Annotated in this window: 22 protein-coding genes and 1 pseudogene; 2 read left to right on the top strand and 21 right to left on the bottom strand. The window is 31.3% G+C overall.

Going from position 1 to position 22,689, the window contains the following annotated elements; genetic code table 11:
* Positions 1 to 64: 64 nt before the first annotated feature.
* The 3 genes and pseudogenes from HMPREF3267_RS00315 to HMPREF3267_RS12830 all read right to left on the bottom strand — a co-directional run.
* The gene (locus HMPREF3267_RS00315; protein WP_037545648.1) at positions 65 to 973 is read right to left on the bottom strand and encodes a sensor histidine kinase; all 909 of its coding nucleotides are present in this window, start codon (positions 971 to 973) and stop codon (positions 65 to 67) included.
* Positions 974 to 978: 5 nt separating this feature from the next.
* Positions 979 to 1,644 (bottom strand): response regulator transcription factor, encoded by a 666-nt coding sequence (locus HMPREF3267_RS00310; RefSeq protein ID WP_062078188.1) that lies wholly within the window; start codon positions 1,642 to 1,644, stop codon positions 979 to 981.
* A gap of 215 nt (positions 1,645 to 1,859) precedes the next feature.
* Positions 1,860 to 1,964, bottom strand: a pseudogene (locus HMPREF3267_RS12830) (hypothetical protein); the annotation flags it as partial.
* 218 nt (positions 1,965 to 2,182) lie between these two features.
* Here HMPREF3267_RS12830 and HMPREF3267_RS00300 point away from each other — a divergent pair.
* Positions 2,183 to 3,631, top strand: a complete 1,449-nt coding sequence (locus HMPREF3267_RS00300; RefSeq protein ID WP_002478511.1) for an alkaline phosphatase — start codon at positions 2,183 to 2,185, stop codon at positions 3,629 to 3,631.
* Between the two features lie 185 nt (positions 3,632 to 3,816).
* Here HMPREF3267_RS00300 and wecB (HMPREF3267_RS00295) read toward each other — a convergent pair whose 3' ends face one another.
* From wecB (HMPREF3267_RS00295) to HMPREF3267_RS12180, 17 genes are all read right to left on the bottom strand, one after another.
* Positions 3,817 to 4,956, bottom strand: coding sequence for a non-hydrolyzing UDP-N-acetylglucosamine 2-epimerase (gene wecB / locus HMPREF3267_RS00295; RefSeq protein WP_062078190.1), 1,140 nt, complete (start codon positions 4,954 to 4,956; stop codon positions 3,817 to 3,819).
* A gap of 42 nt (positions 4,957 to 4,998) precedes the next feature.
* Complete coding sequence (locus HMPREF3267_RS00290; protein ID WP_062078192.1) at positions 4,999 to 6,270, bottom strand: nucleotide sugar dehydrogenase; 1,272 nt, start codon at positions 6,268 to 6,270, stop codon at positions 4,999 to 5,001.
* 61 nt (positions 6,271 to 6,331) lie between these two features.
* Positions 6,332 to 7,201 carry an NAD-dependent epimerase/dehydratase family protein gene (locus tag HMPREF3267_RS00285; RefSeq protein ID WP_002478508.1) on the bottom strand — a complete coding sequence of 290 codons (870 nt, stop codon included), beginning with the start codon at positions 7,199 to 7,201 and terminating at the stop codon, positions 6,332 to 6,334.
* A complete protein-coding gene (locus HMPREF3267_RS00280) occupies positions 7,201 to 7,758 on the bottom strand; it encodes a sugar transferase (protein ID WP_002478507.1) in 558 nt (185 codons plus the stop codon). Before HMPREF3267_RS00280 ends, HMPREF3267_RS00285 begins: the two co-directional genes overlap by 1 nt.
* Before the next feature lies 1 nt (position 7,759).
* A complete protein-coding gene (locus tag HMPREF3267_RS00275) occupies positions 7,760 to 8,968 on the bottom strand; it encodes a glycosyltransferase family 4 protein (protein WP_062078194.1) in 1,209 nt (402 codons plus the stop codon).
* 23 nt (positions 8,969 to 8,991) lie between these two features.
* Positions 8,992 to 10,254 carry an O-antigen polymerase gene (locus HMPREF3267_RS00270; protein WP_002478505.1) on the bottom strand — a complete coding sequence of 421 codons (1,263 nt, stop codon included), beginning with the start codon at positions 10,252 to 10,254 and terminating at the stop codon, positions 8,992 to 8,994.
* 5 nt (positions 10,255 to 10,259) lie between these two features.
* Positions 10,260 to 11,441, bottom strand: a complete 1,182-nt coding sequence (locus tag HMPREF3267_RS00265; protein WP_002478504.1) for a lipopolysaccharide biosynthesis protein — start codon at positions 11,439 to 11,441, stop codon at positions 10,260 to 10,262.
* Between the two features lie 16 nt (positions 11,442 to 11,457).
* Positions 11,458 to 12,573 carry a glycosyltransferase gene (locus tag HMPREF3267_RS00260; RefSeq protein ID WP_062078196.1) on the bottom strand — a complete coding sequence of 372 codons (1,116 nt, stop codon included), beginning with the start codon at positions 12,571 to 12,573 and terminating at the stop codon, positions 11,458 to 11,460.
* A 10-nt stretch (positions 12,574 to 12,583) separates the two neighbouring features.
* The gene (locus HMPREF3267_RS00255) at positions 12,584 to 13,207 is read right to left on the bottom strand and encodes a CatB-related O-acetyltransferase (RefSeq protein ID WP_002460628.1); all 624 of its coding nucleotides are present in this window, start codon (positions 13,205 to 13,207) and stop codon (positions 12,584 to 12,586) included.
* On the bottom strand, positions 13,204 to 14,331 hold the full coding sequence (wecB, locus tag HMPREF3267_RS00250; RefSeq protein ID WP_002460630.1) for a non-hydrolyzing UDP-N-acetylglucosamine 2-epimerase: 1,128 nt from the start codon (positions 14,329 to 14,331) through the stop codon (positions 13,204 to 13,206). Before wecB (HMPREF3267_RS00250) ends, HMPREF3267_RS00255 begins: the two co-directional genes overlap by 4 nt.
* 4 nt (positions 14,332 to 14,335) lie before the next feature.
* Positions 14,336 to 15,445, bottom strand: a complete 1,110-nt coding sequence (locus HMPREF3267_RS00245; RefSeq protein WP_062078200.1) for a polysaccharide biosynthesis C-terminal domain-containing protein — start codon at positions 15,443 to 15,445, stop codon at positions 14,336 to 14,338.
* A gap of 11 nt (positions 15,446 to 15,456) precedes the next feature.
* The gene (locus tag HMPREF3267_RS00240) at positions 15,457 to 16,479 is read right to left on the bottom strand and encodes a nucleoside-diphosphate sugar epimerase/dehydratase (protein ID WP_002492483.1); all 1,023 of its coding nucleotides are present in this window, start codon (positions 16,477 to 16,479) and stop codon (positions 15,457 to 15,459) included.
* 10 nt (positions 16,480 to 16,489) lie between these two features.
* Entirely contained in the window at positions 16,490 to 18,289 is a 1,800-nt protein-coding gene (locus HMPREF3267_RS00235) for a polysaccharide biosynthesis protein (RefSeq protein ID WP_002478500.1), read from the bottom strand.
* Between the two features lie 34 nt (positions 18,290 to 18,323).
* Positions 18,324 to 19,091, bottom strand: a complete 768-nt coding sequence (locus tag HMPREF3267_RS00230) for a tyrosine-protein phosphatase (RefSeq protein WP_002460634.1) — start codon at positions 19,089 to 19,091, stop codon at positions 18,324 to 18,326.
* A complete protein-coding gene (locus HMPREF3267_RS00225) occupies positions 19,092 to 19,787 on the bottom strand; it encodes a polysaccharide biosynthesis tyrosine autokinase (RefSeq protein ID WP_037540927.1) in 696 nt (231 codons plus the stop codon). It abuts the gene before it with no gap.
* Between the two features lie 11 nt (positions 19,788 to 19,798).
* A complete protein-coding gene (locus HMPREF3267_RS00220; protein ID WP_002460638.1) occupies positions 19,799 to 20,461 on the bottom strand; it encodes a Wzz/FepE/Etk N-terminal domain-containing protein in 663 nt (220 codons plus the stop codon).
* 266 nt (positions 20,462 to 20,727) lie between these two features.
* Entirely contained in the window at positions 20,728 to 20,829 is a 102-nt protein-coding gene (locus tag HMPREF3267_RS12180; RefSeq protein WP_002478498.1) for an SE2200 family small protein, read from the bottom strand.
* A gap of 243 nt (positions 20,830 to 21,072) precedes the next feature.
* Here HMPREF3267_RS12180 and HMPREF3267_RS00215 point away from each other — a divergent pair, with 243 nt between their 5' ends.
* Positions 21,073 to 21,699 (top strand): FMN-dependent NADH-azoreductase, encoded by a 627-nt coding sequence (locus HMPREF3267_RS00215; protein ID WP_037543342.1) that lies wholly within the window; start codon positions 21,073 to 21,075, stop codon positions 21,697 to 21,699.
* Positions 21,700 to 21,730: 31 nt separating this feature from the next.
* On the opposite strand, the gene HMPREF3267_RS00210 is transcribed toward HMPREF3267_RS00215, so the two are convergent.
* On the bottom strand, positions 21,731 to 22,573 hold the full coding sequence (locus tag HMPREF3267_RS00210) for a poly-gamma-glutamate hydrolase family protein (RefSeq protein WP_037545679.1): 843 nt from the start codon (positions 22,571 to 22,573) through the stop codon (positions 21,731 to 21,733).
* Positions 22,574 to 22,689 lie beyond the last annotated feature (116 nt).

The raw sequence follows: 22,689 nt of genomic DNA, 5'->3' as shown, positions 1-22,689 counted from the left end.
TTACTTTAAATGCATCATTAAACACCTCTGAACTTACAGAAGTGTAGATATGAATTATTCTGTGCTATAGTTCATTCATTTTATCTACCTTAGGAAAATAAATCTTAAATGTCGTACCTTGACCTAGCTTAGAATCTACTTCTACTTGATGATGAATATGATTCGATATATGTTTTACTATAAACAATCCAATACCAGTTGATTGCTCATTTAAACGACCATTATAACCAGAATAACCTTTATCAAAAATTTTCGGTAAATCAGCAGTACTAATACCCACACCATTATCTTTGATAGACAGTACGTTTATATCTTTATCAAAAGTTAACCAAATATCTTTACCACGAGCATATTTTAGTGCATTATTCAAAATTTGCTCTATCATAATGGAAGCCCATTGCACATCTGTCAATACTTCTTCATCTGAGCGATCATAATGTATACGTGTATGTTGATCGATAAATTGTATTGAATATTTCATTATTAATGGCTTAACCAATTCATTGACAGTTACTTTAGTAAAGCTCATGTCAGTTTCATGATTCATTAATTTTAAATAGCTTAAAGCTAAACTAGTGTAATTATCAATTTGAATTATTTCTTGTCGGACACGGTTAACAACATTGTCTTCATTACGTTCGAGTAATAGTTTGGAGGCAGTGATCGGTGTTTTAATTTGATGTACCCAAGTAAGAAAATAGCTTTCGATGTCATTTTGGTATTGCGTTTGCTTGCTTCTTAATTGTTGAACTTCTTGTTCTAACACTTTAAGTTGAGATGTCAATCGTTGTTGTTTTTTAAACTCGCTCAATGCGATAAACCAATAAATAACCATGATAAATAACATAATGCCACTTCCTAAAAAGTAGGCATAGTAGGGCAAATTAAAGACAAAAAAGATTACTAAAAAAACAACTAATGCCATTGCGGTGATGATCAGTTCACGCTTAATTGTGTCAAAGAACGTTGTCATTGGCGTTAAACCTTATATCCTATATTCTTTTTTGTTTCAATAAAATCTTCAAGCCCTATAGAATTAAGTTTTTTGCGTAAGCGTGTCATATTTACCGCAAGCGTATTGTCATCAATAAAGTGTTCAGACTCCCAGCATTTTTCAATTAACGCTGTGCGACTGACATATTTACCTTGATTATCAAACAGCATTTTAATAATTTGTAACTCTGTAAATGATAAATGTACCGATTCTTCTTTGTAATAAAGCGTTGCTTCATCAATAATCAACTTACAGTCACGAACTGTCGTTTCATTATGATTCACAGTTAAATCATAAGTTCGACGAAGCAAAGCTTGAATCTTTGTTACGGTCAATGACAGATTAAATGGTTTTTCTATAAAGTCATCTCCACCCATTTGTATCGCCATAATCTGATCCATATTATCCGTGCGTGAGCTAATAAAAATAATTGGTACATTTGACGATTTGCGAATTTCTTGGCACCAGTGAAATCCATTCAATGTAGGTAAATTAATGTCCAACAACACTAAATCTGGTTCATACTTTACGAACCAAGACACAATATCATCAAAGGTATCTACAGCAACCACATCATAATTCCACTTCATCAGTTCACCAGCCAAACTCTCGCGAATCACAACATCATCCTCAACAATCATAATCCTCATAACAACACTCCTTTATAAGCAAGAACTCAACTGGTATTGTAAATTTTTATTTTCTTTCTATTAGAGCCCCGCTATTTTTCTTGATTTTTTGTGCTTTCTTCTGGTTGATTTTCTTCTTTATTGTGAGCAGTTTGTGTTGTTTCTTCATTTTTATAATATCTAGAGGCAAATTCTCCATCTTTTGGTGGTGGTCCTTGTTCGAATTTGGATACAGTTTTATCTTGCTGTTCCTTACGCTTTTTATTACGTCTACGTTCTTCGAAAATACCCATTACAATAAATAATATGATTAAAATGGGTGATAGCATAACAAGAATCATAATGATTAACTCCTCTCCTAGTGAGAAATATATTTTTCTTCATCCCACATTTTACATCTTTTAATCAAAAATAACACGCATGTCATCCCCTTTTCTAACAATGATCCCCCTATACAATTTACATTTTCTTAACGATAAACTCACATAAACTCAACGTTAATTTCATACACTGAATTTGTAGTACACCTTTACATATAAATTAGGAGGATAATCAAAGCATGCGAGTATTCAATAAAATAGGAAAAGCTACATTAGCTACAACAATAGCAGCTGCCGCACTCTTAAGTACGAGTCAACTATCCGAAGCATCTGGAAGTGGTGAAGGTCCAGCCAATCCCCAAAATGATATGATGGCGATGGGTAACACGAAAAACCCTAAAAACGTCATCTTTATGGTCGGCGATGGTATGGGCCCCGCTTATAACACAGCTTACCGTTACTATGCAGATAACCCAAAAACAAAAGAGTTAGATCAAACTGCCTTTGATAAATACCTTAAAGGGACTAACCGTACAAATCCCGATGATCCAAAAGAAAATGTTACAGACTCTGCCGCTGGTGGTACAGCTTTCGCTACTGGACATAAAACTTACAATGGCGCCATTTCAGTTGACACGAACAAAAAACCACTTAAATCTGTACTAGAACAAGCTAAAGAAAATGGCAAATCTACAGGCTTAGTGACAACAGCTGAAGTTACAGATGCGACACCAGCCGTTTATGCTGCACACATTGACAGTCGAGATAAAAAAGACGAGATTGCGCAACAATTTTATAATGATAAAATTAATGGCCAACACAAAGTAGATGTCATCTTAGGCGGTGGTTCTAAATACTTTGGTAAAAACAATGGTAATTTAACTAAAAAATTCCAAAATGATGGCTATGATTATGTCACAAATAAAACAGACTTAGCACATTCTCAAAGCAATCAAGTATTAGGCTTATTTGCTGAAAAAGATATGCCCCTACAAATAGATGCACCTCAACAAAATCCATTATTAGTTGATATGGAAAATAGTGCATTATCTAAACTTGAAAAAAATAATAAAGGGTTCTTCTTAATGGTTGAAGGTGCCTCTATTGATAAATCTGGTCACCCTAACGATATTACTGGTGTGATGTCTGAAATGAGCGGATTTGATAAAGCATTCCAAAATGCAATCAACTATGCCAACACACATAAAGATACATTAGTTGTAGCTACAGCAGATCATTCAACTGGTGGTTTATCTATTGCAAAAGGTAAAGACTATGTGTGGAATCCGGAAGCAATACGTAAAATGAAACATTCTGGTAGCTATATGACAAAGCAGATTGCTGATGGCAAAGATCCTGAAACCGTCATTAAAGAAGGCTATGGCATCAACTTCCCAGATAATCAATTAGATAAAGTCAAAGAAGCAGCAAAAGAACTTAAAGAAGTTAAATCAAAAGTGAAAAATGAAAAAGATCCAAAACTTGCTGCAGCAACGACGAAGTTACAAGATGCAATTCAAAAACCAATTAACGATGAATCACATACTGGTTGGACAACTTACGGTCATACTGGAGAAGATGTGAATACTTATGCTTACGGCCCAGGTGAGGACAAATTCTTAGGTAATAAAGATAACACAGATAGTGCGAAAAATATTTTCGCCTTCTTAGCTAATAATGCTAATTAATGAGATTAGGACAGAATTCATTATGAATTCGATTCTATAATAAATAAGGCAATTTCTATTAACTTTCAATAGAAATTGCCTTATTCAACTTGTCAAAGACATTTATATCGCAACCTGATTTTAATATTTATATATCAAATATCGTTCTATTTAAAAATTTTAAACACTCACATTTAGCAATGTGCTTAATAAATACTTTTAAAAGGTGCAGGAAGTGCTTTTCTTAATCCAAAATAAAATTCTATATTTTCACAAATCCTTCTTGAAGCTTCTCCATCACCATATGGATTGCTTGCTTTACTCATTTTAATGTATTCATCTTTGTTTTCTAACAAATTTTTCGTTTCCTTTAAAACAGAATCAAAAGTAGTACCAATCACTTTTAATGTTCCTGCACTCACACCTTCAGGACGCTCAGTTGTATCTCTTAATACTAATACCGGTTTACCTAAAGATGGTGCTTCTTCTTGCACACCACCTGAATCCGTAAGAATTAAATATGCTTTATTAGCAAAATTATGGAAGTCAATGACATCAAGTGGTTCAATTAACTCAATTCTTGCGTTATTTTTTAAATATTGATGAGCAATTTCTCTTACTTTAGGATTTTTATGCATTGGATAAATAACAACGATATCTTCATATTCATTAACAAGCTTTTGAATTGCTTTAAAAATATTATGCATTGGAGTGCCAATATTTTCTCTTCTATGTGCCGTTAATAAAATTATCTTTTTATCACTATGTCTTTCGATAATTTCTGATTGATAATTATCTTTAATTGTAGTCTTCATGGCATCAATTGCAGTGTTACCTGTTACCACGATACTTTCTTCTGTTTTATTCTCTTTTTTCAAATTCTCTGCTGCTTTGTCAGTAGGCGCAAAATTTAAATCTGCCATATTTCCAACCATAACCCGATTCATTTCTTCAGGAAATGGCGAATACTTATTCCATGTACGTAAACCAGCTTCAACATGACCTATAGGTATTTGATTATAAAAAGCTGTTAATCCACCTACAAATGTAGACGTCGTATCTCCATGCACGAGCACCATATCTGGTTCTTCTTCTTTGATGACTGCATCAAGTTTAGTAGTAATTCTAGAAGTAAGCTCAGCTAATGTCTGATTCGATTTCATAATGTTTAAATCGTAATCAGGTATGACATCAAATATGTTTAAAACACTATCTAACATTTCTCTATGTTGCGCAGTAATGACGACTACCGGTTTTAAGTTTTTACTTTTTTGTAATTCTTTAACTAATGGCGCCATTTTTATCGCTTCAGGACGAGTACCAAAAATAGTCATTATTTTTTTCATTTACATCCACCTTATTAGTTGAATTATTAAATTACAATTCGCTTAATTATTTAGCTCTATATCTCTTGCTTTATATAGATTACCATAGTTAAAGTAAGATAAATCATTAAAGTTTGATTTAACAACATTTTTAGTATCAAATATGATTTTGTTTTTCATAAGTTTGAAATCATCATCGCTAAGTTCTTTAAATTCTGAATGGTCACTAAGAATAAGTACAAGTGATGCGTCTTCAATAGCTTTGTTAATATCTCTTTCAACAAAGTCCAATTCCACATGTGGATCATAAGCCGTAACTTCAAAATTTTCCTCTTGTAATAAATGATAAATATCTAGTGCTGGGGATTCTCTTATGTCATCAACGTCACCTTTATATGTTAACCCAAACACGGCAATTTTAGCGTGATTAATACCAGATAATATTCTTTTGACATGCTCAACAACATAATGAGGCATTGAACGATTTACTTTTCTTCCAGTTTGAATTAATGGTGAGTGTTCAGGGTCTTTTGCAATAATAAAGTATGGATCTACCGCTAAACAATGTCCACCCACACCTGGTCCCGGTGAATGAATATTGACCCGAGGATGTTTATTTGCCATTTCAATTACATCTAATACATTAATATCTAAATGATTACTAATCTTTGTAATTTCATTAGCCAAAGCAATGTTTAAGTCTCTGTAAGTATTTTCCATTAATTTACTCATTTCAGCTGTACGTGCATTTGTTTCAATCAATTCTCCTTTAACAAAGGTACTATATACACGTTTACCCGCTTCAACACAATTCGGCGTTACCCCACCAATAATCCGATTGTTGTAAATTAATTCTTCTAATATCTTCCCTGGTAACACACGCTCTGGACAATGTACCAAGTATATATCTTCACCAACAGTAAACCCTTTATCTTCTATTAAAGGTTTAACATGGTCGTCCATTGTACGTGGTGCAATTGTTGATTCTACTATAATCGTGTCACCTTTTTTAAGATACGGTAAGACACTATTTACTGCATTTAACACGATTGATATATCACATGATTCATATTCATCATCATTGTTTGGGGTTGGCACTGATATGATAAAAGCATCTGCTTCCGCTGGTTTTGTAGAAACTTTTAAAGTCCCTTTTTCAAGTACTTCCTCAAATACTTCTTGTAAACCTGGTTCTTCAATGTTTACTTTACCTTTTTGTAAACTATCAATTGTTTTGTCATTGATATCTACACCTAATACATCTACATCGTGTTTAGCAAACATAATTGATGTTGGCAATCCAATATATCCTAATCCTACAACTGTTAATTTCATTTTAATACCCTCCATTAAACACAGATTTTATATATGTTTCACACGTAAAATTTACAAAGTATTAATCTTTATTCATGATATCTTTGATAATATTTTCAAACTCTTGTTGATTAATATTTATTTTCTCTTCACTTAAATATAAATCTTTGCCATACACCAAATTGCCATAAAGTTTGGTAATAAATTTCACTTTATTTAATAAGGGATAAATCGTTTTTGGAACTGGTAATAAAATCGTGCTTTTATTTTCGTTTTTACGAATCTCTTTTATGACATTTGTTGTATTAAATTCAAATTCATCTTTAGGATGATAGATACCTGCTTTTTTATGCGTAATAATTTCGTTGACATATTGTTCTAAATGTTTGATATATAGTGCACTTCTATAGTTATGAATGTTAGGAATTATTGGTAATAGTTTTGCCACTTTTTTTAGTTTGGTGAAATTACCTGGTGAATCTTCCCCATAAATCATCGGTGGTCTGATAATTACAACTTTAAAGCTAGAACTAGAGATATTAAGCAGTTTCTCTTCTGCTTTAGCTTTTGATTTACCATAATCTGTTATAGGTTTTATCTTCATTGGATCAGTAATTTCAATATTTTTACCGATTACTCCATCTTCTCCAAATACAGCCATTGTACTCATGAATATAAACTGGTTAACTCCATCTTTTTTAGCTTTATTTGCTAATTTATTTGGTAAATGCATATTTATTCTAAAATAATCTTCAAGTTGTGCACTGGGATCATTATTATGAACTAATGCAGCAGTATGAATAATGACATCATAGTCTGTAAAACTTTGATTTTCCCATAGTGAATTTCTTACACTTAACCTACTTACTTTATTTCCTGATTTTTCTAAACTATTCGCTAAATGACTGCCAACATATCCACCAGTTCCTGTAATTAAAATGTTTTTACTCATTAGTGAGAAACACCTTCTGATGAGATTGTATTAATGACTGTTTTATAAATAATATACATGTCTAATAAAAATGATTGGTTTTCTAAATAGTATTTGTCAAACATTACTTTTTGATCGTCAGTATTATTATCTCTACCCATTACTTGCGCTAACCCAGTAACACCCGGTCGTATTGTATGAACATTTACTTTTGTTCTTTTTTCAATAAGTTCATATTGATTATAAAGTGCTGGTCTAGGACCTACAATGGACATATCACCTTTTAACACGTTTAGTAATTGAGGTAACTCATCAATTGATGTTTTTCTAATAAATTTACCAGTTTTAGTAATAAAATCTGCTGGATCCATTAAATCTGTTGCTACATTAGGAGTATCCATTTTCATCGATCTAAATTTATAGATATTAAAAAGCTCATTATTTAGTGTTGGTCTTTTTTGCTTAAAAATAGCTGGGCCTGGTGACTCTAATTTAATTAGTAACGCTATAATAAGTAAAAAAGGCCCTGCTACAATTAAACCATATATTGAGCAAAATAAGTCGAAAGCTCTTTTCACATTAATTTCCTCCATTCAATAAGTTATAATATTTTGTTGTATTATGTTCTCTTGTATATTTATCTTTAAACAATTGATACGCGTTGACCCCTAATTCTTTTAATTCCTCTCTTGAATGCCTTGTTACAAAGTTATATATATCTTGTGCTGCTCCGTTATCTATTTGAATACCTGCATTGTAAGCTTCAACTTGCTTAACAATGTCTGATTGTTTATCCATAATTAAAATTAAAGGCTTCTTATTTGCCAAGTATCCATAGTTTTTACTTGGCACACCTAAGCCAACACCTTCTTTAACTAATGAAGCAAAGCACGCATCGGCAATTTTTAATACATCTGTATAATCAGTGCCAGTTAAAAATTTATAAATTTTGACATTTGAGATATGATTGAATTCAATTGAATTTTTAACTTTTTGATATTTCTTACCATGACCACATAAAATTGTTAGTGTTTTATTATCTTCCTTATTTAATTTAAGAAAATCAATAATAGTATCCATATCTTGAAGTTGTCCCATATTTCCACTGTAAAGCAAAATTTTGTCATATTGATTTCTTAAATCACGGAATTCTATATTATGAACTTTATCGTCTTCTGATTCTGTATACCAATTAGGAATGACATGTATCCGATCAGGCTTACTTGAAATCTTATTTTGTAATAAATAATTTTTCATTTCAGTTCCTAAAACAATAACGTTTTTCGCATTGCTATACACATGTTTATTGATATATTTCATTAATCTATCAATTAAACTACCCGGTCTAGTAGTTCCGGTTTTCAAAGCATTATCAGGTGCAATATCATACACTACAAATGAATACTGCTTTTTAAATACGCGATGCAAAATATCCGGGATTAACGGTAATATTGGAGGATTGGAATACACTAATATATGATTATATTTCAACATCTTGGGCATTTTAAAAATAAACATTAGAAATAGTGAAAAGAAATTACATATTCGTCCAAATTTGGACTTATTATTAAATTTTGAGTATCTTAATCTTTTTATATTAATGCCTTTGTAATTCTCATTCTTTTCAACTTGCTTCTCATTGCTATATTCATACGGCCATCCACACATAACATCTACATACATACCTTTTTTTACTAAATCCTCAGCCATTTGCGTTGGTAAAGTAGCAGAAGAAACGTATTCAGGATAAAAATACTGACATAATATTAATAATTTTTTCTTTTTCATTTAATCACCTGAAATTTTAATATTTATTTATATTTTATCTTAAATTTAGATAACCAAAACATTAATGACATTGGGATAAATAAATAAAATGCTTCTTGAATATTTGTTGCAGTATCGCCTCTAACTGACCCCATAATTAATTGAATAGATATAATAGTTATTAAAATTAAATTTATACTATGACATCCATCTTTAGTAGCTCTCAAACTCAAACTATATTGATCTGCTAAACCACAAAATACTCCAAAGATTACACTTGCTAAAATAATACCGAAAACGCCTAAGTATAAATAAGATTCTCCTACAAAGCCAGGCGGAATTGACATTCCTTTATCAAAGGGTAAATTCAATTGCTTTACTATTTCTTCTGAAAGGGCACCTGGTTTGTTAGGCCAAATACTTCTTGGTATAAAAATAAATAAAGGTTTGAACAACGTTAATATACTAATATGAACATGATAATTCGTTAATATTGAAGCTAAGGAATATGAATAAGTTACATCTGTACCTAACGCTAAATAGTCTAAATATTTATTATAATCACCAAATAAAATATCTTTAAAATTCACAAATCCTTTTTTAATACCTAACGTTCTTATACTCATCATTAACGGTAATATGATTAAAATGATTCCTAACGCAATCGTTGATAATTTAACTAGACTAGGCGTTTTACCTCTTTTGTATATGTAAAGAACGACAATCGCGATAGTTGGATAAATTAGAATGCGTCGACCAAAAATAAATATTGCTACTAAAGCGACACTAATAAGTACCAATATCAAACTCTTTATTCTATCGTTCATATTCTTAGAATTAAAGAGATATAAATAGGATAAATATAAATATCCCATCAATACTGATCCTTGTAACATTTTTACAATAGAACTACTTTCAAGTGTTGATGTGGAACCACTTGTAATTATATTTAGCCCTGTTAACATTATCACTATTATTGTCGCCACGATATAAATAGGATAGATATTATTAATGTTTTCTTTTTTCATTATTAAAACATTTCTAACTTTAAATTTAATATTCATGAAATGAACAATAATATTACTAATTACAAACACAATTAAAGCTAGTAAATATAGTTTATTGGTATAGCTATAACCCCCTGCATCTAAATAAACCTGATAATTAAAAGGCTTATCAACTATGACAGGAAGTAAGAAACTAATACTAAAAACAGCTAAAAAGAGCAAACTTATAAATCTAAAATTCGACCTTAATAGAAATACTGCATAAACAGCGGATATGATTACAAATAAAAAAATAGTCACACAAGTCACCCTTTATTTGGAATTATCTTCATAACTTTATGGTAAATGGCGAAATGCTTATACATTGCAGAAATGATTAAAGCAATCGCATACCCATATACGTTGAAAAATTGCACTAAAATTGCACTAAATAAAACAATGATGATTAAAGTCATTACGTTGATCATTAAGTTATTCCTAAATTGACTGTTAGCTACTAATTTAATTTGTAATACTGCAGTACTGGACATCAATATCACCCCTAAATTAGCTAAGAAGATTAAGGCTTGAACTTTACTTATATATTCATTGTAAAATACATAAATGAAAACCCATGAAACGATAGAAATGACAATTGACATCATAATTGAAACAACCATAATGATTTTAAATACCTTTTTCACATTCTCTATTGTATCTTGTCCTTTACTATCAACCTCATAGCTTAATAACACTGTGACAATAGGATTAATCAATAAATTAGATATTTTTCCTATAGTAGTTGCAACAAAGAATAAAGGAACATATATAGTCCCTAAGAATAAATTCAGCAATATTCTATCAGAATAATTTATTAAATTTAATACTGAATTAGCACCTATAAGTTCTATATAATTTTTAAAATCTTCATTATTTAAGAATTTAAGTCTAAAATTTTCAAACTTTCTTCTATAATCAATAATCATTAATATAGTCATAATGAATTCACTTGCAAAAAGTACGATAAATATGGAAACATGCATAAAATACATGCTCACACCGCCTATGAGCATAACAAAACTTACAGCTATACTTATATATAGTAGCGACTTAAATCGAAAATCTAATCGATAATAGACAAATAAGTAGCTTCTTATTAATAGAAATGCTGCCCATAAACCAGAAAAAATAGTATCCATCAAAGAAAATACGTTAACAAATGAATAGATCATCGTAATTATCATTACAATGAATGACCCTATTATTACCAAACATAAATACTCTGATTCAATTAAGTTAAAATTGGTTTTGTTTATTAGTCTTATATTATTAAGTGTATTCCCTAAGATAGGCGATATAATATTTACCAATGTTAATAGTAAAATAAATGCTCCAAATTCTTGTGGTGTATGTATTTTTGCGTAAATAGGCAAAAGGACAAGCTGTAATAGAATCATAAGTATTACATTGGACAAAATACTGAATATAAAATCTTTTGATTTATTCATAACTTCACCAGAACTTTTATATATTTAAATATAATTCTTTCAATTTTTCACTTTCATTTTGCCAGCTTAGTATCTTAGAAGCTTTAATCGCATTTTGTCGTAATTCATGATATAGTTTGTCATCAGTGGCTAATTTATTAACAGCTTCGGCTATTTTTTCAGGTGTCACATCATCAATAACAATTCCAAAATTATATTTATCATTAAGATAGTAATGCTCTTTAACTGGTGACAAAATAACCGGCAATCCTGCATGAATGCATTCAAATATTTTGTTAGAAACTGTATATTCATAGTTTATAGATACTGGCTTAGTCAATACGACACCGATGTCACTTTCAGTTAACTTTTTAACCAAGTCTTTCATTTCTACTGGCTTATCTAGTCTTACATTGGCTGCTTCTGAATTAATGAGTTTCTTAATTTCATCTTCTTGTGGTCCAAATCCTCTAATCACATAATTAACTTTCGTATTATCCTGAATTGCAGCAGCTTTCACAAATTCTTCATATCCACGATTAGAAACAATTTGCCCTTGATAAATAACTTCTTTAATATCATTATTATTATCACCTGATTTTATCGTTTCATCTAAAATAGGAGCATTTGTAATAACGTGAGGTGTCTTTTTATAGCCTTTTTTCAAATAATATGATTTTGCTGCATGACTCACTGTAACAAAAGCATCAACTCTTTTAGCTACAATATGTTTTTCAATGATTTCTACAATTTTAGAAATCATCGCATATTTATTTATAAAAGCATTTTTAGCATATATTTCATGAGCATCAAAAATAATATTGGCATTTTTATACCCGCTTAAATAAACCATTAGAAGAACATCAAAATCATTGGCATGTATAACATCAGGTTGATATTTTTTAATTTGTTTTATTACATTCTTAGTAAAATTAATTCGCTTCAAGAGTTTACTAAAGATTGAAGTGGTTTCACTTTTTTCTCCAAATAACTTATATTGAAAATCTAGTTTATCAAGCCGCTCTTTTGTTACATTTTTATTATTCATGCCAATCATTAAATGCGTATTAGTTATACCTTTAATCGTCTCCATTTGCTTCAAAATTCTAGGATCTTGAACAATATTGCTAGACACTATATTTAAAATTTTCATTTATCTCTTCCTATTCTCTTGAAACTTTTAAGTTAGTTAGTGAAAAGTTTTTTGATTTAAGTTCATTAGGACTCATTAACCACCATTTGCTTTCAAGCAATTTATTAATTGTCTCATCGTCAAACCTTTTTTTGATCGTTTTAGCAGGCACACCACCTACGATTTCATATGGTTCAACATTTCTAGTAACAATTGCACCAGCTGCTATCACGGCTCCGTTCCCTATTTGTATACCATCAAGAACAATGACATTAGCACCTATCCAAACATCATGTCCAACAATTGTCTTGTTGGGGCTGTCATCAAATTTAAAATAGGCCTCTTTAATACCAAAAGGATTATTATTAGAATAAAAGATAGGTGAACTACTAAAAAATTCTAATGGATGCTTTCCTAAACCCATTTTTACATCTGATGAAATTGAGCAATAGTTTCCTATCTCAACATGATTAAAATCACTTCCAAAACCAATGTAACTATATTTTCCAATTGTTGAATTTCTGATTTTACAAAATCTGTCTACATAGTTATTACCTTTAAAAGTAGAATTAGTAACATATGCTAATCTGTTAATTTTTACATTTTTTTCTTTTGACGAAGATGACTTTAATAAACCCATTAATTTATTTATCATAACTTCCTCCAAGTATTACGGTTAATGATATCTTTGTAACTTTGTATAATTTTAACGACTTTTGTTGACACGTTTGTATCTTTGTAATCAATCGCATCAATCATAGGTTCGTTGTTTTCTTCCATTGCTTTTGCAAGCTCTACGGATTGTACTAAGTTATTAAATGCAATGCCTCCAACTATCACGGTACCTTTGTCTAAAACTTCTGGTCTCTCTGTTGATGTTCGAATAAGCACACCTGGGAATTTTAAAATTGATGATTCTTCAGATAGTGTGCCACTATCAGATAGTACGACAAAAGCATTTTTTTGTAGTGCATTGTAATCAAAAAATCCAAATGGCTTAAGTTGTCTTACTAATGGATGAAATTTAAATTCTCTTTCTTCTATCTTTTTCCAGCTTCTTGGATGTGTTGAATAAATAACTGGTATTTGGTAATTTTCTGCAATATCATTAATCGCATTCATAAGTGATAAAAAGTTTGCTTCATTATCAATATTTTCTTCTCGATGTGCAGATACTAATATATAATTTTGAGGTTCTAATTCTAATTTTGTTAAAATATCACTTTCCTCAATTTTATATAAGTATTCTTCTAATACTTCTTTCATTGGAGATCCTGTAACAAAAATGTTTTGCTTTGGAAAACCTTCATCTAATAAGTAGCGTCGGCTATGTTCTGTATAAGGTAAATTAACATCACTGACATGATCGACAATTTTACGGTTAATTTCTTCAGGTACATTTTGATCGAAACATCTATTCCCCGCTTCCATATGGAATACTGGAATTTTTAATCTTTTGGCTGATACCGCTGCTAAACAGCTGTTTGTATCGCCTAAAATAAGTAATGCATCTGGGCGTTCTTTTGCTAACACTTCATATGATTTAGCTAAAATGTTTCCCATCGTTTCACCTAAATGATTACCTACCGCTTCAAGATAATAGTCTGGCTCTCTTAACTCTAAATCTTCAAAGAATACTTGATTTAGTGTGTAATCATAATTTTGCCCTGTATGGACTAATACTTGGTTAAAGTACTTATCACATGCTTTAATTGTTGCAGATAATCGAATAATTTCTGGTCTTGTACCAACAATTGTCATTAATTTTAATTTTTTCATTCAACTAGACCTCCAAAAAGTATGTGTCTGGATTATTTGGATCAAAAATTTCGTTTACCCACATGATAGTCACCATATCTGTATCGCCTAAGTTCTCGATATTATGTGTGTAACCAACTGGAATATCAACCACTTCCAACTTATCTCCTGAAACGTAATATTCAATAACATCATCGTCGTCAACTTTTCTAAAACGAATCACTCCTTGTCCCGAAACTACTAAAAATTTTTCATTTTTAGTATGGTGCCAATGATTGCCTTTTACTATTCCAGGTTTAGAAATGTTAACTGAAACTTGGCCTCTATCTTTTGTTTTAAAAATTTCTGTAAAAGAGCCTCTTTGGTCTACATTCATTTTCAAAGGATAACTAAAGTCTTCTTTAGGTAAATAACTTAAAAATGTGCTATACAATGCTCTTTCAAAGGGATCTTCGGTATTAGGAAGTGCTTTATCGTTTGGAATTTCTTTATACTGAAATAAAAGTTCAGCAATCTTACCTAATTTAACCTCATAGACATTGGCAACTTTAGGCTCGCCATTTTCTATATTTGGCTTACCATTAATCGCGTTTTCAAATTCTTTGACAACATCATCAATGTAGTTAAGCTTAAGTATTACATTTTTATCATTCACTTGAATCTCTTCATCTCTAGCGATTTTGTAACAAAATGTTGCAATAACAGAATTGTAGTTTGGCTTACACCACTTACCAAATAAGTTAGGCAAACGATAAATTAACACATTATTACCATTATCTTTGGAAAATTGTTCAAGTACTGCTTCACCTTGGCGTTTACTGTTTCCATATGGATTATCATTTTCTGCTTGAACAGATGAAGATAAAATAATATCTGGCTTCTTCGGATTATCTTTTAAGATGTCTAATACTTCTTTCAGAAAATCAACATTGCCTTCTTTAAATTCAACTTCATTTTGTGGTCTGTTGATACCTGCTAAATGAACAACTGAATCAGCTTCTAACAAATATTTTTTTACATCTTCTGCGTCAGTCTGTCTATTAATTTCAAGAATGTCATTATCTGTAGTTGCTTTCAAATCTGCTTTTAAGTTCTTTCCTACAAAACCATTCGAGCCAGTTATAACGATTTTCAATGTAAACCCACCTAACCTTGTTTATAGTTACTTAATTCAGTTCTTACATATTCTAAAGATAATAATTTTTCCTTAATTTCTTCTACTGTTAATATATTCGTATTATCAGAATTATACTCGTATGCCTCTGTAATCTCTTTATTACCATCTTCATAATAGTTACTATAATTTAAGTCCCTAGAATCTGCTGGGATACGGAAGTAATCTCCCATATCTTCACATTGTGCATATTCTTCTCTAGTTAAAAGTGTCTCAGCTTTCTTTTCACCATGTCTTGTGCCAATAATTTTTATTTCATTATCCGCTTCAAACAATTGTAATAGCGCTTCAGCTAAGTCGCCGACTGTTGAGCTTGGTGCTTTTTGAACCATAATGTCACCCGTTTTGGCATATTTAAATGCATGTACTACGAGTTCAACTGCCTCTTCTAAACTCATTAAAAATCGTGTCATGTTAGGATCTGTTATTGTTAAAGGCTCACCAGCTTTTATTTTTTCAATAAATAATGGAATAACTGACCCTCTTGATGCCATAACATTACCGTATCTCGTACCACAAATTAATGATTGCTCACCATCAACATTTCTAGATTTGGAAACAAAGACTTTTTCCATCATTGCTTTTGAAATACCCATCGCATTAATCGGATAAGCAGCTTTATCTGTTGATAAACAAATGACTTTTTTCACTTTATTACGAATTGCATTTTGAAGTACATTTTCTGTTCCAATAATATTCGTTTTTACAGCTTCCATAGGGAAAAACTCACAAGATGGAACTTGTTTCAATGCAGCGGCATGAAACACATAATCAACATCTCTCATTGCAGTTTCAACACTATGCGAATCTCTTACGTCTCCAATATAGAACTTTAATTTGGCATTGTTGTATTTTTTTCTCATGTCATCTTGCTTTTTCTCATCTCTGGAGAAAACTCTTATTTCTTTAATATCAGTATCAAGAAATCTTTCCATAACTGCATTTCCAAATGACCCTGTTCCTCCAGTTATTAGTAGCACTTTATCTTTAAACATATTAAGTCTCCTAATCATTAGCAATTTTGATTATTTTTTCTTTCTTAAAATCTTTCACTAAATCATTGATGATTGCTTCTACTTCGTCTTTAGAAAAGTTTCTTACTTTGCCTCTATAAATCTTTTCATAAACTTGCTCAGGATGTATTTCATTTTCATTCAGTAATTCTTCGTACATCTTTTCACCTGGACGAATACCAGTAAATTTAATTTGAATATCATCTTCGGATTTTCCACTTAATCTAATTAAATTTTTTGCTAAATCAACAATCTTAACAGGTTCGCCCATATCTAAAACAAATATTTCTCCACCTTGTGCTAAGGCACCAGCTTGTAACACAAGTCTTGAGGCCTCTGGAATCGTCATGAAATATCTCGTCATATCAGGATGTGTTACTGTAACTGGACCACCAGCTTCAATTTGTTTTTTAAATAATGGGATTACTGAACCACGTGAACCTAATACATTACCAAAACGAACAGCTACGAAATCGGTTTTACTATTTTCTTCATTTAAACTTTGAACAACCATTTCAGCTAAACGTTTTGACGCGCCCATCACATTTGGTGGATTTACAGCTTTATCTGTAGAAATCATGACGAATTTTCTGACCCCTGCAGTTTTAGCAGCTATCGCGACATTTCGTGTACCTAAAACGTTATTTCTAAATGCTTCAATTGGATTGTATTCCATTAAAGGTACGTGTTTATGCGCAGCAGCGTGATATACGGCATATGGCTTATACCGATTCATCACATCTTGAATGCGTTCTGGATTTTGTACATCGGCTATAATTGGAATAATTCTAATTTTATCTTTGTAAATTGCATTTAATTCTTGATGAATAAGATAAATACTATTTTCGCCGTGCCCTAATAACAGAATACAATCAGGTTCAAACTTACAAACTTGTCTACATATCTCAGAGCCAATCGAACCACCAGCACCGGTAACCATTATCGTTTTATGCGTTAGTTCTTTTGAAATCATAGCCATATCCAATTCAACTGGTTCACGCCCAAGTAAATCTTCTACCTCTACACGTTTTAATTGATTAACTTCTAGTTCACCAACTAATACTTGTTCAATGCTAGGCATTTTAAACAATTCTATGCCAGTGCTATTACAAATATCGTTAATTTCTTTTAGGCGATTAGGCTTGAGTGTTGGAATAGCAATAATAATACGCTTAATGCGGAATTTATTTACTAAATTAGGGATATCATCAATTGTCCCTTGTACTTTTACACCGTCTGCTATGGTGAGTTTTCTTTTTTGAGGATCATCATCCACTGCCAATACCGGTTCTAGCCCCATTTCAGGACTTCTTAACATTTGGCGAATAAGTAAAGAACCACCTCGTCCAGCCCCGACAATAAGGGTTGGTTTTTTCTTTTGATGTTTGCCAACGACAAATTTTCGTGTCACTCTCCATGAAATACGGGAACCTCCGATTAATATTAACACCATCATCCATGTAATAAGATATAATCTAAAGAACGGTGGGTGCCCCGTAAATACTGGAACTAATATGACTGTAGCTAAAATAGAACAAGTCACTGACTCTACTATGATTAATAATTCATTTACACTGGCATACTCCCATGCACGATGGTATAAGTTAAAAATATAAGCAAATACATGATGCGCGATTAATAGCAATATTGAAGTCAAAATTAGAATTTTATTGGCGTATCCTTTGAAAAAAGGCTCCAAAATGTTATAACAAATAAAAACTGAAAATGCTACAATCAACGAGTCTATTATAATTAAAGCAAAAAGCCTTACTCGAGCATTTAATTTGTTCACATGTTTTCATCTCCTCATCCATCATGCGTATAAATTAAAATAAACCAAACAATTTTTTATGCTTATATTCTTGAAGTGGTTGTTTTTTTACTATATTTTCATTTTTGATGACAGATTTTGCATTATTCATAAAATTTTTTATGTTTTCTTCATATTTTTGTAAATTTTTATTGCTAAACAAACTATTCATGATAAAAGGTCTTTGGGTGACATGGTGTGCATCTGAAGCTATGAAATGGGATAAATTATTTTCAATCATTTGAATGGACAATTTTTGCACTTTTTTTCCAAGTTTTCCCATTAACGAGGCTGAAGTAAGCTGGCTGAACGCACCCGAATTTATAAGTTCATATAAAACATCTAAGTCTTGGGTGATGACCTTATTCCTCTCTGGATGGGCAATGATGGGGATATAACCATTCGACTGTAAATCAAAGAAAAGACGTTTTGTATAGTGTGGAACACTATTTGACGGCAACTCTATTAATAAATAGTTAGAGTTATTTAATCCAATGGCATCTCCTTTTTGTAATAAGGACAGTATTTGATCTGTTATTCTTATTTCTTGTCCTGGATAAAGCTTGATACCTAAATCTTTGACTTCATCCATATCTAAGAGTTGTTCTAAACTTTCTTTAACCTGACTATAACTGTTATCATATTGGGGACTTAAGTGATGTGGTGTCGCAACAATCTCTGTAACCCCTTCATTCTTCGCTTGAGTTAATAAAGTAATGGCATCTTCTTTAGTTTTAGGACCATCGTCCACATTAATCAAAATATGATTATGTATATCAATCATTTATTCATCATCTCCGTAATAATAATAACTAGATGATTTTTCTTTAGGTGTTTTATTTAACACTGCTCCTAGTACACGTCCTCCTACTTTTTCAATTAATTCTTTTGCTTTCTTCACTTCATTTTTATTATTATTCTGTACATCAATGACCATGACACAATTAGGTACGAATCTTAAGTATACCTGTGCATCTGTAACTGAAATGATTGGCGGTGTGTCAATTAAAATGAAGTCATATATTTCATTTAAATCACGTAATATGTTCTCAAATGCCCCAGAACCAATTAATTCAGATGGATTAGGTGGTGTGGGACCTGCTGTCATTAAATCAAGATTCTTTACTCTCGTCTTGATAATCGATTTATCAAAGTTAGACTTTCCTATAATTAAATTTGATAATCCATCATAATTCGTCGTTTCAAAATGATAATGTTGCGTGGGCTTTCTCATATCTCCATCTATGATTAATGTTTTATATCCTGCTTGTGCATATGTGATTGCGATATTCGCTGAAATAATACTTTTACCTGCAGCTGGCTTTTCAGAAGTAACAATGATACTTTGAACTTCTTCTACACCTGAAAACATGATATTAGAGCGTATACCTCTAACTTTTTCACTCACGATTGATTTAGAATTATCTTCAGTAAACAATGGCGTACTTAAATTTTTTCGTTTCTCATTCTTTTTAGTCATACTTTCGTCTCCTATTTCAATTTATGGATTGAACCTAGAACTGGAATGTCCAACTCTCTAATAACATCTTCTTCTGTTTTAATTCTTCTATCAAATAATTCTTTAAAAATGATAATTACAATAGTGAGTACTAAGCCTAATACAAGTCCTATTGCTAAGTTTTGCGACAAATTAGGTGAAACTTTGGATGCAGTTCCATCTGCTTTCGATAATATCGAAACGTTATCTATATCCATGATTTTCGGCATATCTTTACTAAATACACTTACAATTTCATTTGCTATGCGTTCTGCGTCTGCCTTGCTATGATTTTCAACACTTACATTTAAAATTTGTGAGTCAGCTTGTTTTGTGACTGTAAGCATGTTGCCAATTTCACTTGCAGAGAGATTTTTATCTTTTTTCGCTACGTCTTCTAATATACGTGGACTCTTAAGAATTTCAGAATACGTATTAACAAGTTGAATATTACTTTGAACTTCTTGAGCCCTGTATTGTTCATTGCTTTCTTTTTGGTTTACTAACACTTGTGTATTTGCCTCATATTTAGGCTTCATTAAAAATATAGTTATTAATAAGCTTATAACTACAAAAACCACAGGTATTAAAATAAATAACTTCCAATTCTTTTTTAGTGCAGTTATAAACATCGATAAATCAAGCGTTTTTTCCATTTTGACCTCCAGAAGTAATTTGAATTTTTGTATTTATTTGTGAAATTATCTAGTATGTTTAGAATTACTCTTTATATCTAAGTATTATAAACTTTTTTAAGAAATATACAATTACATTTAATCCTACAATAACTTTTATAAATTAAATTTAATTTTTTGTAAACATCATGTAAATTTTCACTATAAAGTTGCGATTTACACTGCCCATCCTATAAAACAAAAGCCAGGATATTTTCTAGATGTGAAAATATCCTGGCTTGTTGTTTTTAATATTCAATATTTGGCATTTTATTTACTTTCTCTTGATATTTTTTGAAAGCTACAAAACCAACTGCACCTAATATAATTGTAATGAATAGACCTTTCATTCTTGTCACTCCTTTTGGTAAATCAAAATTCAAACTCTTCACGTGTCGTGTGAAAGCTTCATATACCTATTATACACATTTATCTTCTATTTTTAAAAATAAGAATTCTATTTTATGCATCACTTATCAATAATATCAATCATACATACGCCATTAGTATGATTTTAAAACAAAGTGCTTGCGCTATATGCAATTAGAAGTATAATAATTATATCTAAATCACAATTTAAAGGAGCTCAACTCATGTCTAAATTACTCTATATTACTGCACATCCATTAGATGAACTGGCATCTAACTCTATGGCAGCTGGTAAAGCCTTTTTAAACGCTTATAAAGAACAACATGCTCAAGATGACATCGTGCATATCGATTTATTCAATACTTACATTCCACTCATTGACAAAGATGTCTTAACAGGATGGGGTAAAGCAGCAAACGGTGAAACACTCAACGGTGATGAAAAAGAAAAAATTGAACGTTTAGCTGAAATTCTTGATGAATTTTTAAGCGCTGATAAATATGTATTCGTGTCACCAATGTGGAATTTATCATTCCCTCCTGTATTAAAAGCTTATATTGACGCTATTACTGTTGCCGGTAAAACATTCAAATACACAGCAGAAGGCCCACAAGGTTTATTAACAGATAAAAAAGTACTACATATCCAATCTCGTGGTGGATATTATAGTGAAGGCCCCGCAGCTGAAATGGAATCTGGTGACCGTTACTTGAAAACAATTATGACTTTCTTAGGAGTGCCATCATATGAGAATGTCATTATTGAAGGTCACAATGCAGAACCAGAAAAAACAGAAGAAATCAAAGCAGCTAGTCTAGCAAAAGCTGCAGAAGTTGCTAAAAACTTCTAATAAATTTTATTTAAAAAGCACGTCCGACCATTTAATCTGAGTCAGACGTGCTTTTCTTATGTTCTATTTCATCTATTGCGCGATCAATAGCGTCTGCAAAAACATACATACGCTTTGTAAAATCTTGATGCTTATCCTTAGCGATATGATTAAAATTATCATTGACGAAAAAAGATTTGCGCAATGCAGTGGTGAGCTCCAATTGTACTCCTGCATGCTTTAAATCCTTGTTGACAAAGTTACCTGTCAGTTCGCCACCAAGATATGTTGGCGCAGGTTTAACAACAAAATGTGACTTAATCAATTGCTTTTGAATGGCTAATTTTAAAGGTGTGTCCAATCCCCCAATATAGACAATCGGGTGATTCCCTTTTGCGCCATGTATCGCAACGGCATATTCTTGCTTTTGAAGCATCTTTAATAGTTGAGGATCATTATAATGCGCCGACGTTACATGTAAACGTTCTGCATGATGACGCAAAGCTATAAATGAATAGAAATTATAATGGTTCTTTCGTGCAACAAGTCGCGATAATTCCGTTGTTCCTTTTTCAATATTACCCCCGTGCGGTGCAATAATGATTGCATCGCTCTTTGTATGTATGACTTCTTTCTTCCAATCTCGCCCTTCTTTAGTATGAGCAAATAATTGAGTCATTGATTTAAAGTAATCTGGACGTCTCACATCTGGGACAGGAACTTTATCTGGTGCTAATTGTGCTAGTTCACCACGATTAAATACTCCGTGATGTAACTCTGTCGTTGTCCTATGATAAAAAATTGCTAAACTTACGCATATAATGGTAATGAGTATCATAACAAACAGAAATATTTTTTTATTATTTGTGCGTTGTTTGGCTTTTTGTGGTGACATATTTTATCTCCAATATCAATTTATAGCTTTTATATTAGCTTATTCACAAGAAAAAACAAATCTTTCCTGTTATATTTAATGAAAACGTTAGACCTTTTCACATATACTTTAACATG

It is taken from the genome of Staphylococcus sp. HMSC62D11, assembly GCF_001839145.1.
GTDB classification, from domain to species: domain Bacteria; phylum Bacillota; class Bacilli; order Staphylococcales; family Staphylococcaceae; genus Staphylococcus; species Staphylococcus lugdunensis.
Note: the sequence above shows the minus strand (reverse complement) of the source record. Positions and strands in the feature narration are given on the sequence as shown.

Bases quoted from the DNA above. Each gene is read 5' to 3' on its own strand.
- HMPREF3267_RS00315 (WP_037545648.1), bottom strand. From the start codon at position 973: ATGACAACGTTCTTTGACACAATTAAGCGTGAACTGATCATCACCGCA.
- HMPREF3267_RS00310 (WP_062078188.1), bottom strand. From the start codon at position 1,644: ATGAGGATTATGATTGTTGAGGATGATGTTGTGATTCGCGAGAGTTTG.
- HMPREF3267_RS00300 (WP_002478511.1), top strand. From the start codon at position 2,183: ATGCGAGTATTCAATAAAATAGGAAAAGCTACATTAGCTACAACAATA.
- wecB (WP_062078190.1), bottom strand. From the start codon at position 4,956: ATGAAAAAAATAATGACTATTTTTGGTACTCGTCCTGAAGCGATAAAA.
- HMPREF3267_RS00290 (WP_062078192.1), bottom strand. From the start codon at position 6,270: ATGAAATTAACAGTTGTAGGATTAGGATATATTGGATTGCCAACATCA.
- HMPREF3267_RS00285 (WP_002478508.1), bottom strand. From the start codon at position 7,201: ATGAGTAAAAACATTTTAATTACAGGAACTGGTGGATATGTTGGCAGT.
- HMPREF3267_RS00275 (WP_062078194.1), bottom strand. From the start codon at position 8,968: ATGAAAAAGAAAAAATTATTAATATTATGTCAGTATTTTTATCCTGAA.
- HMPREF3267_RS00265 (WP_002478504.1), bottom strand. From the start codon at position 11,441: ATGAATAAATCAAAAGATTTTATATTCAGTATTTTGTCCAATGTAATA.
- HMPREF3267_RS00260 (WP_062078196.1), bottom strand. From the start codon at position 12,573: ATGAAAATTTTAAATATAGTGTCTAGCAATATTGTTCAAGATCCTAGA.
- HMPREF3267_RS00255 (WP_002460628.1), bottom strand. From the start codon at position 13,207: ATGATAAATAAATTAATGGGTTTATTAAAGTCATCTTCGTCAAAAGAA.
- wecB (WP_002460630.1), bottom strand. From the start codon at position 14,331: ATGAAAAAATTAAAATTAATGACAATTGTTGGTACAAGACCAGAAATT.
- HMPREF3267_RS00240 (WP_002492483.1), bottom strand. From the start codon at position 16,479: ATGTTTAAAGATAAAGTGCTACTAATAACTGGAGGAACAGGGTCATTT.
- HMPREF3267_RS00230 (WP_002460634.1), bottom strand. From the start codon at position 19,091: ATGATTGATATACATAATCATATTTTGATTAATGTGGACGATGGTCCT.
- HMPREF3267_RS00225 (WP_037540927.1), bottom strand. From the start codon at position 19,787: ATGACTAAAAAGAATGAGAAACGAAAAAATTTAAGTACGCCATTGTTT.
- HMPREF3267_RS00220 (WP_002460638.1), bottom strand. From the start codon at position 20,461: ATGGAAAAAACGCTTGATTTATCGATGTTTATAACTGCACTAAAAAAG.
- HMPREF3267_RS12180 (WP_002478498.1), bottom strand. From the start codon at position 20,829: ATGAAAGGTCTATTCATTACAATTATATTAGGTGCAGTTGGTTTTGTA.
- HMPREF3267_RS00215 (WP_037543342.1), top strand. From the start codon at position 21,073: ATGTCTAAATTACTCTATATTACTGCACATCCATTAGATGAACTGGCA.
- HMPREF3267_RS00210 (WP_037545679.1), bottom strand. From the start codon at position 22,573: ATGTCACCACAAAAAGCCAAACAACGCACAAATAATAAAAAAATATTT.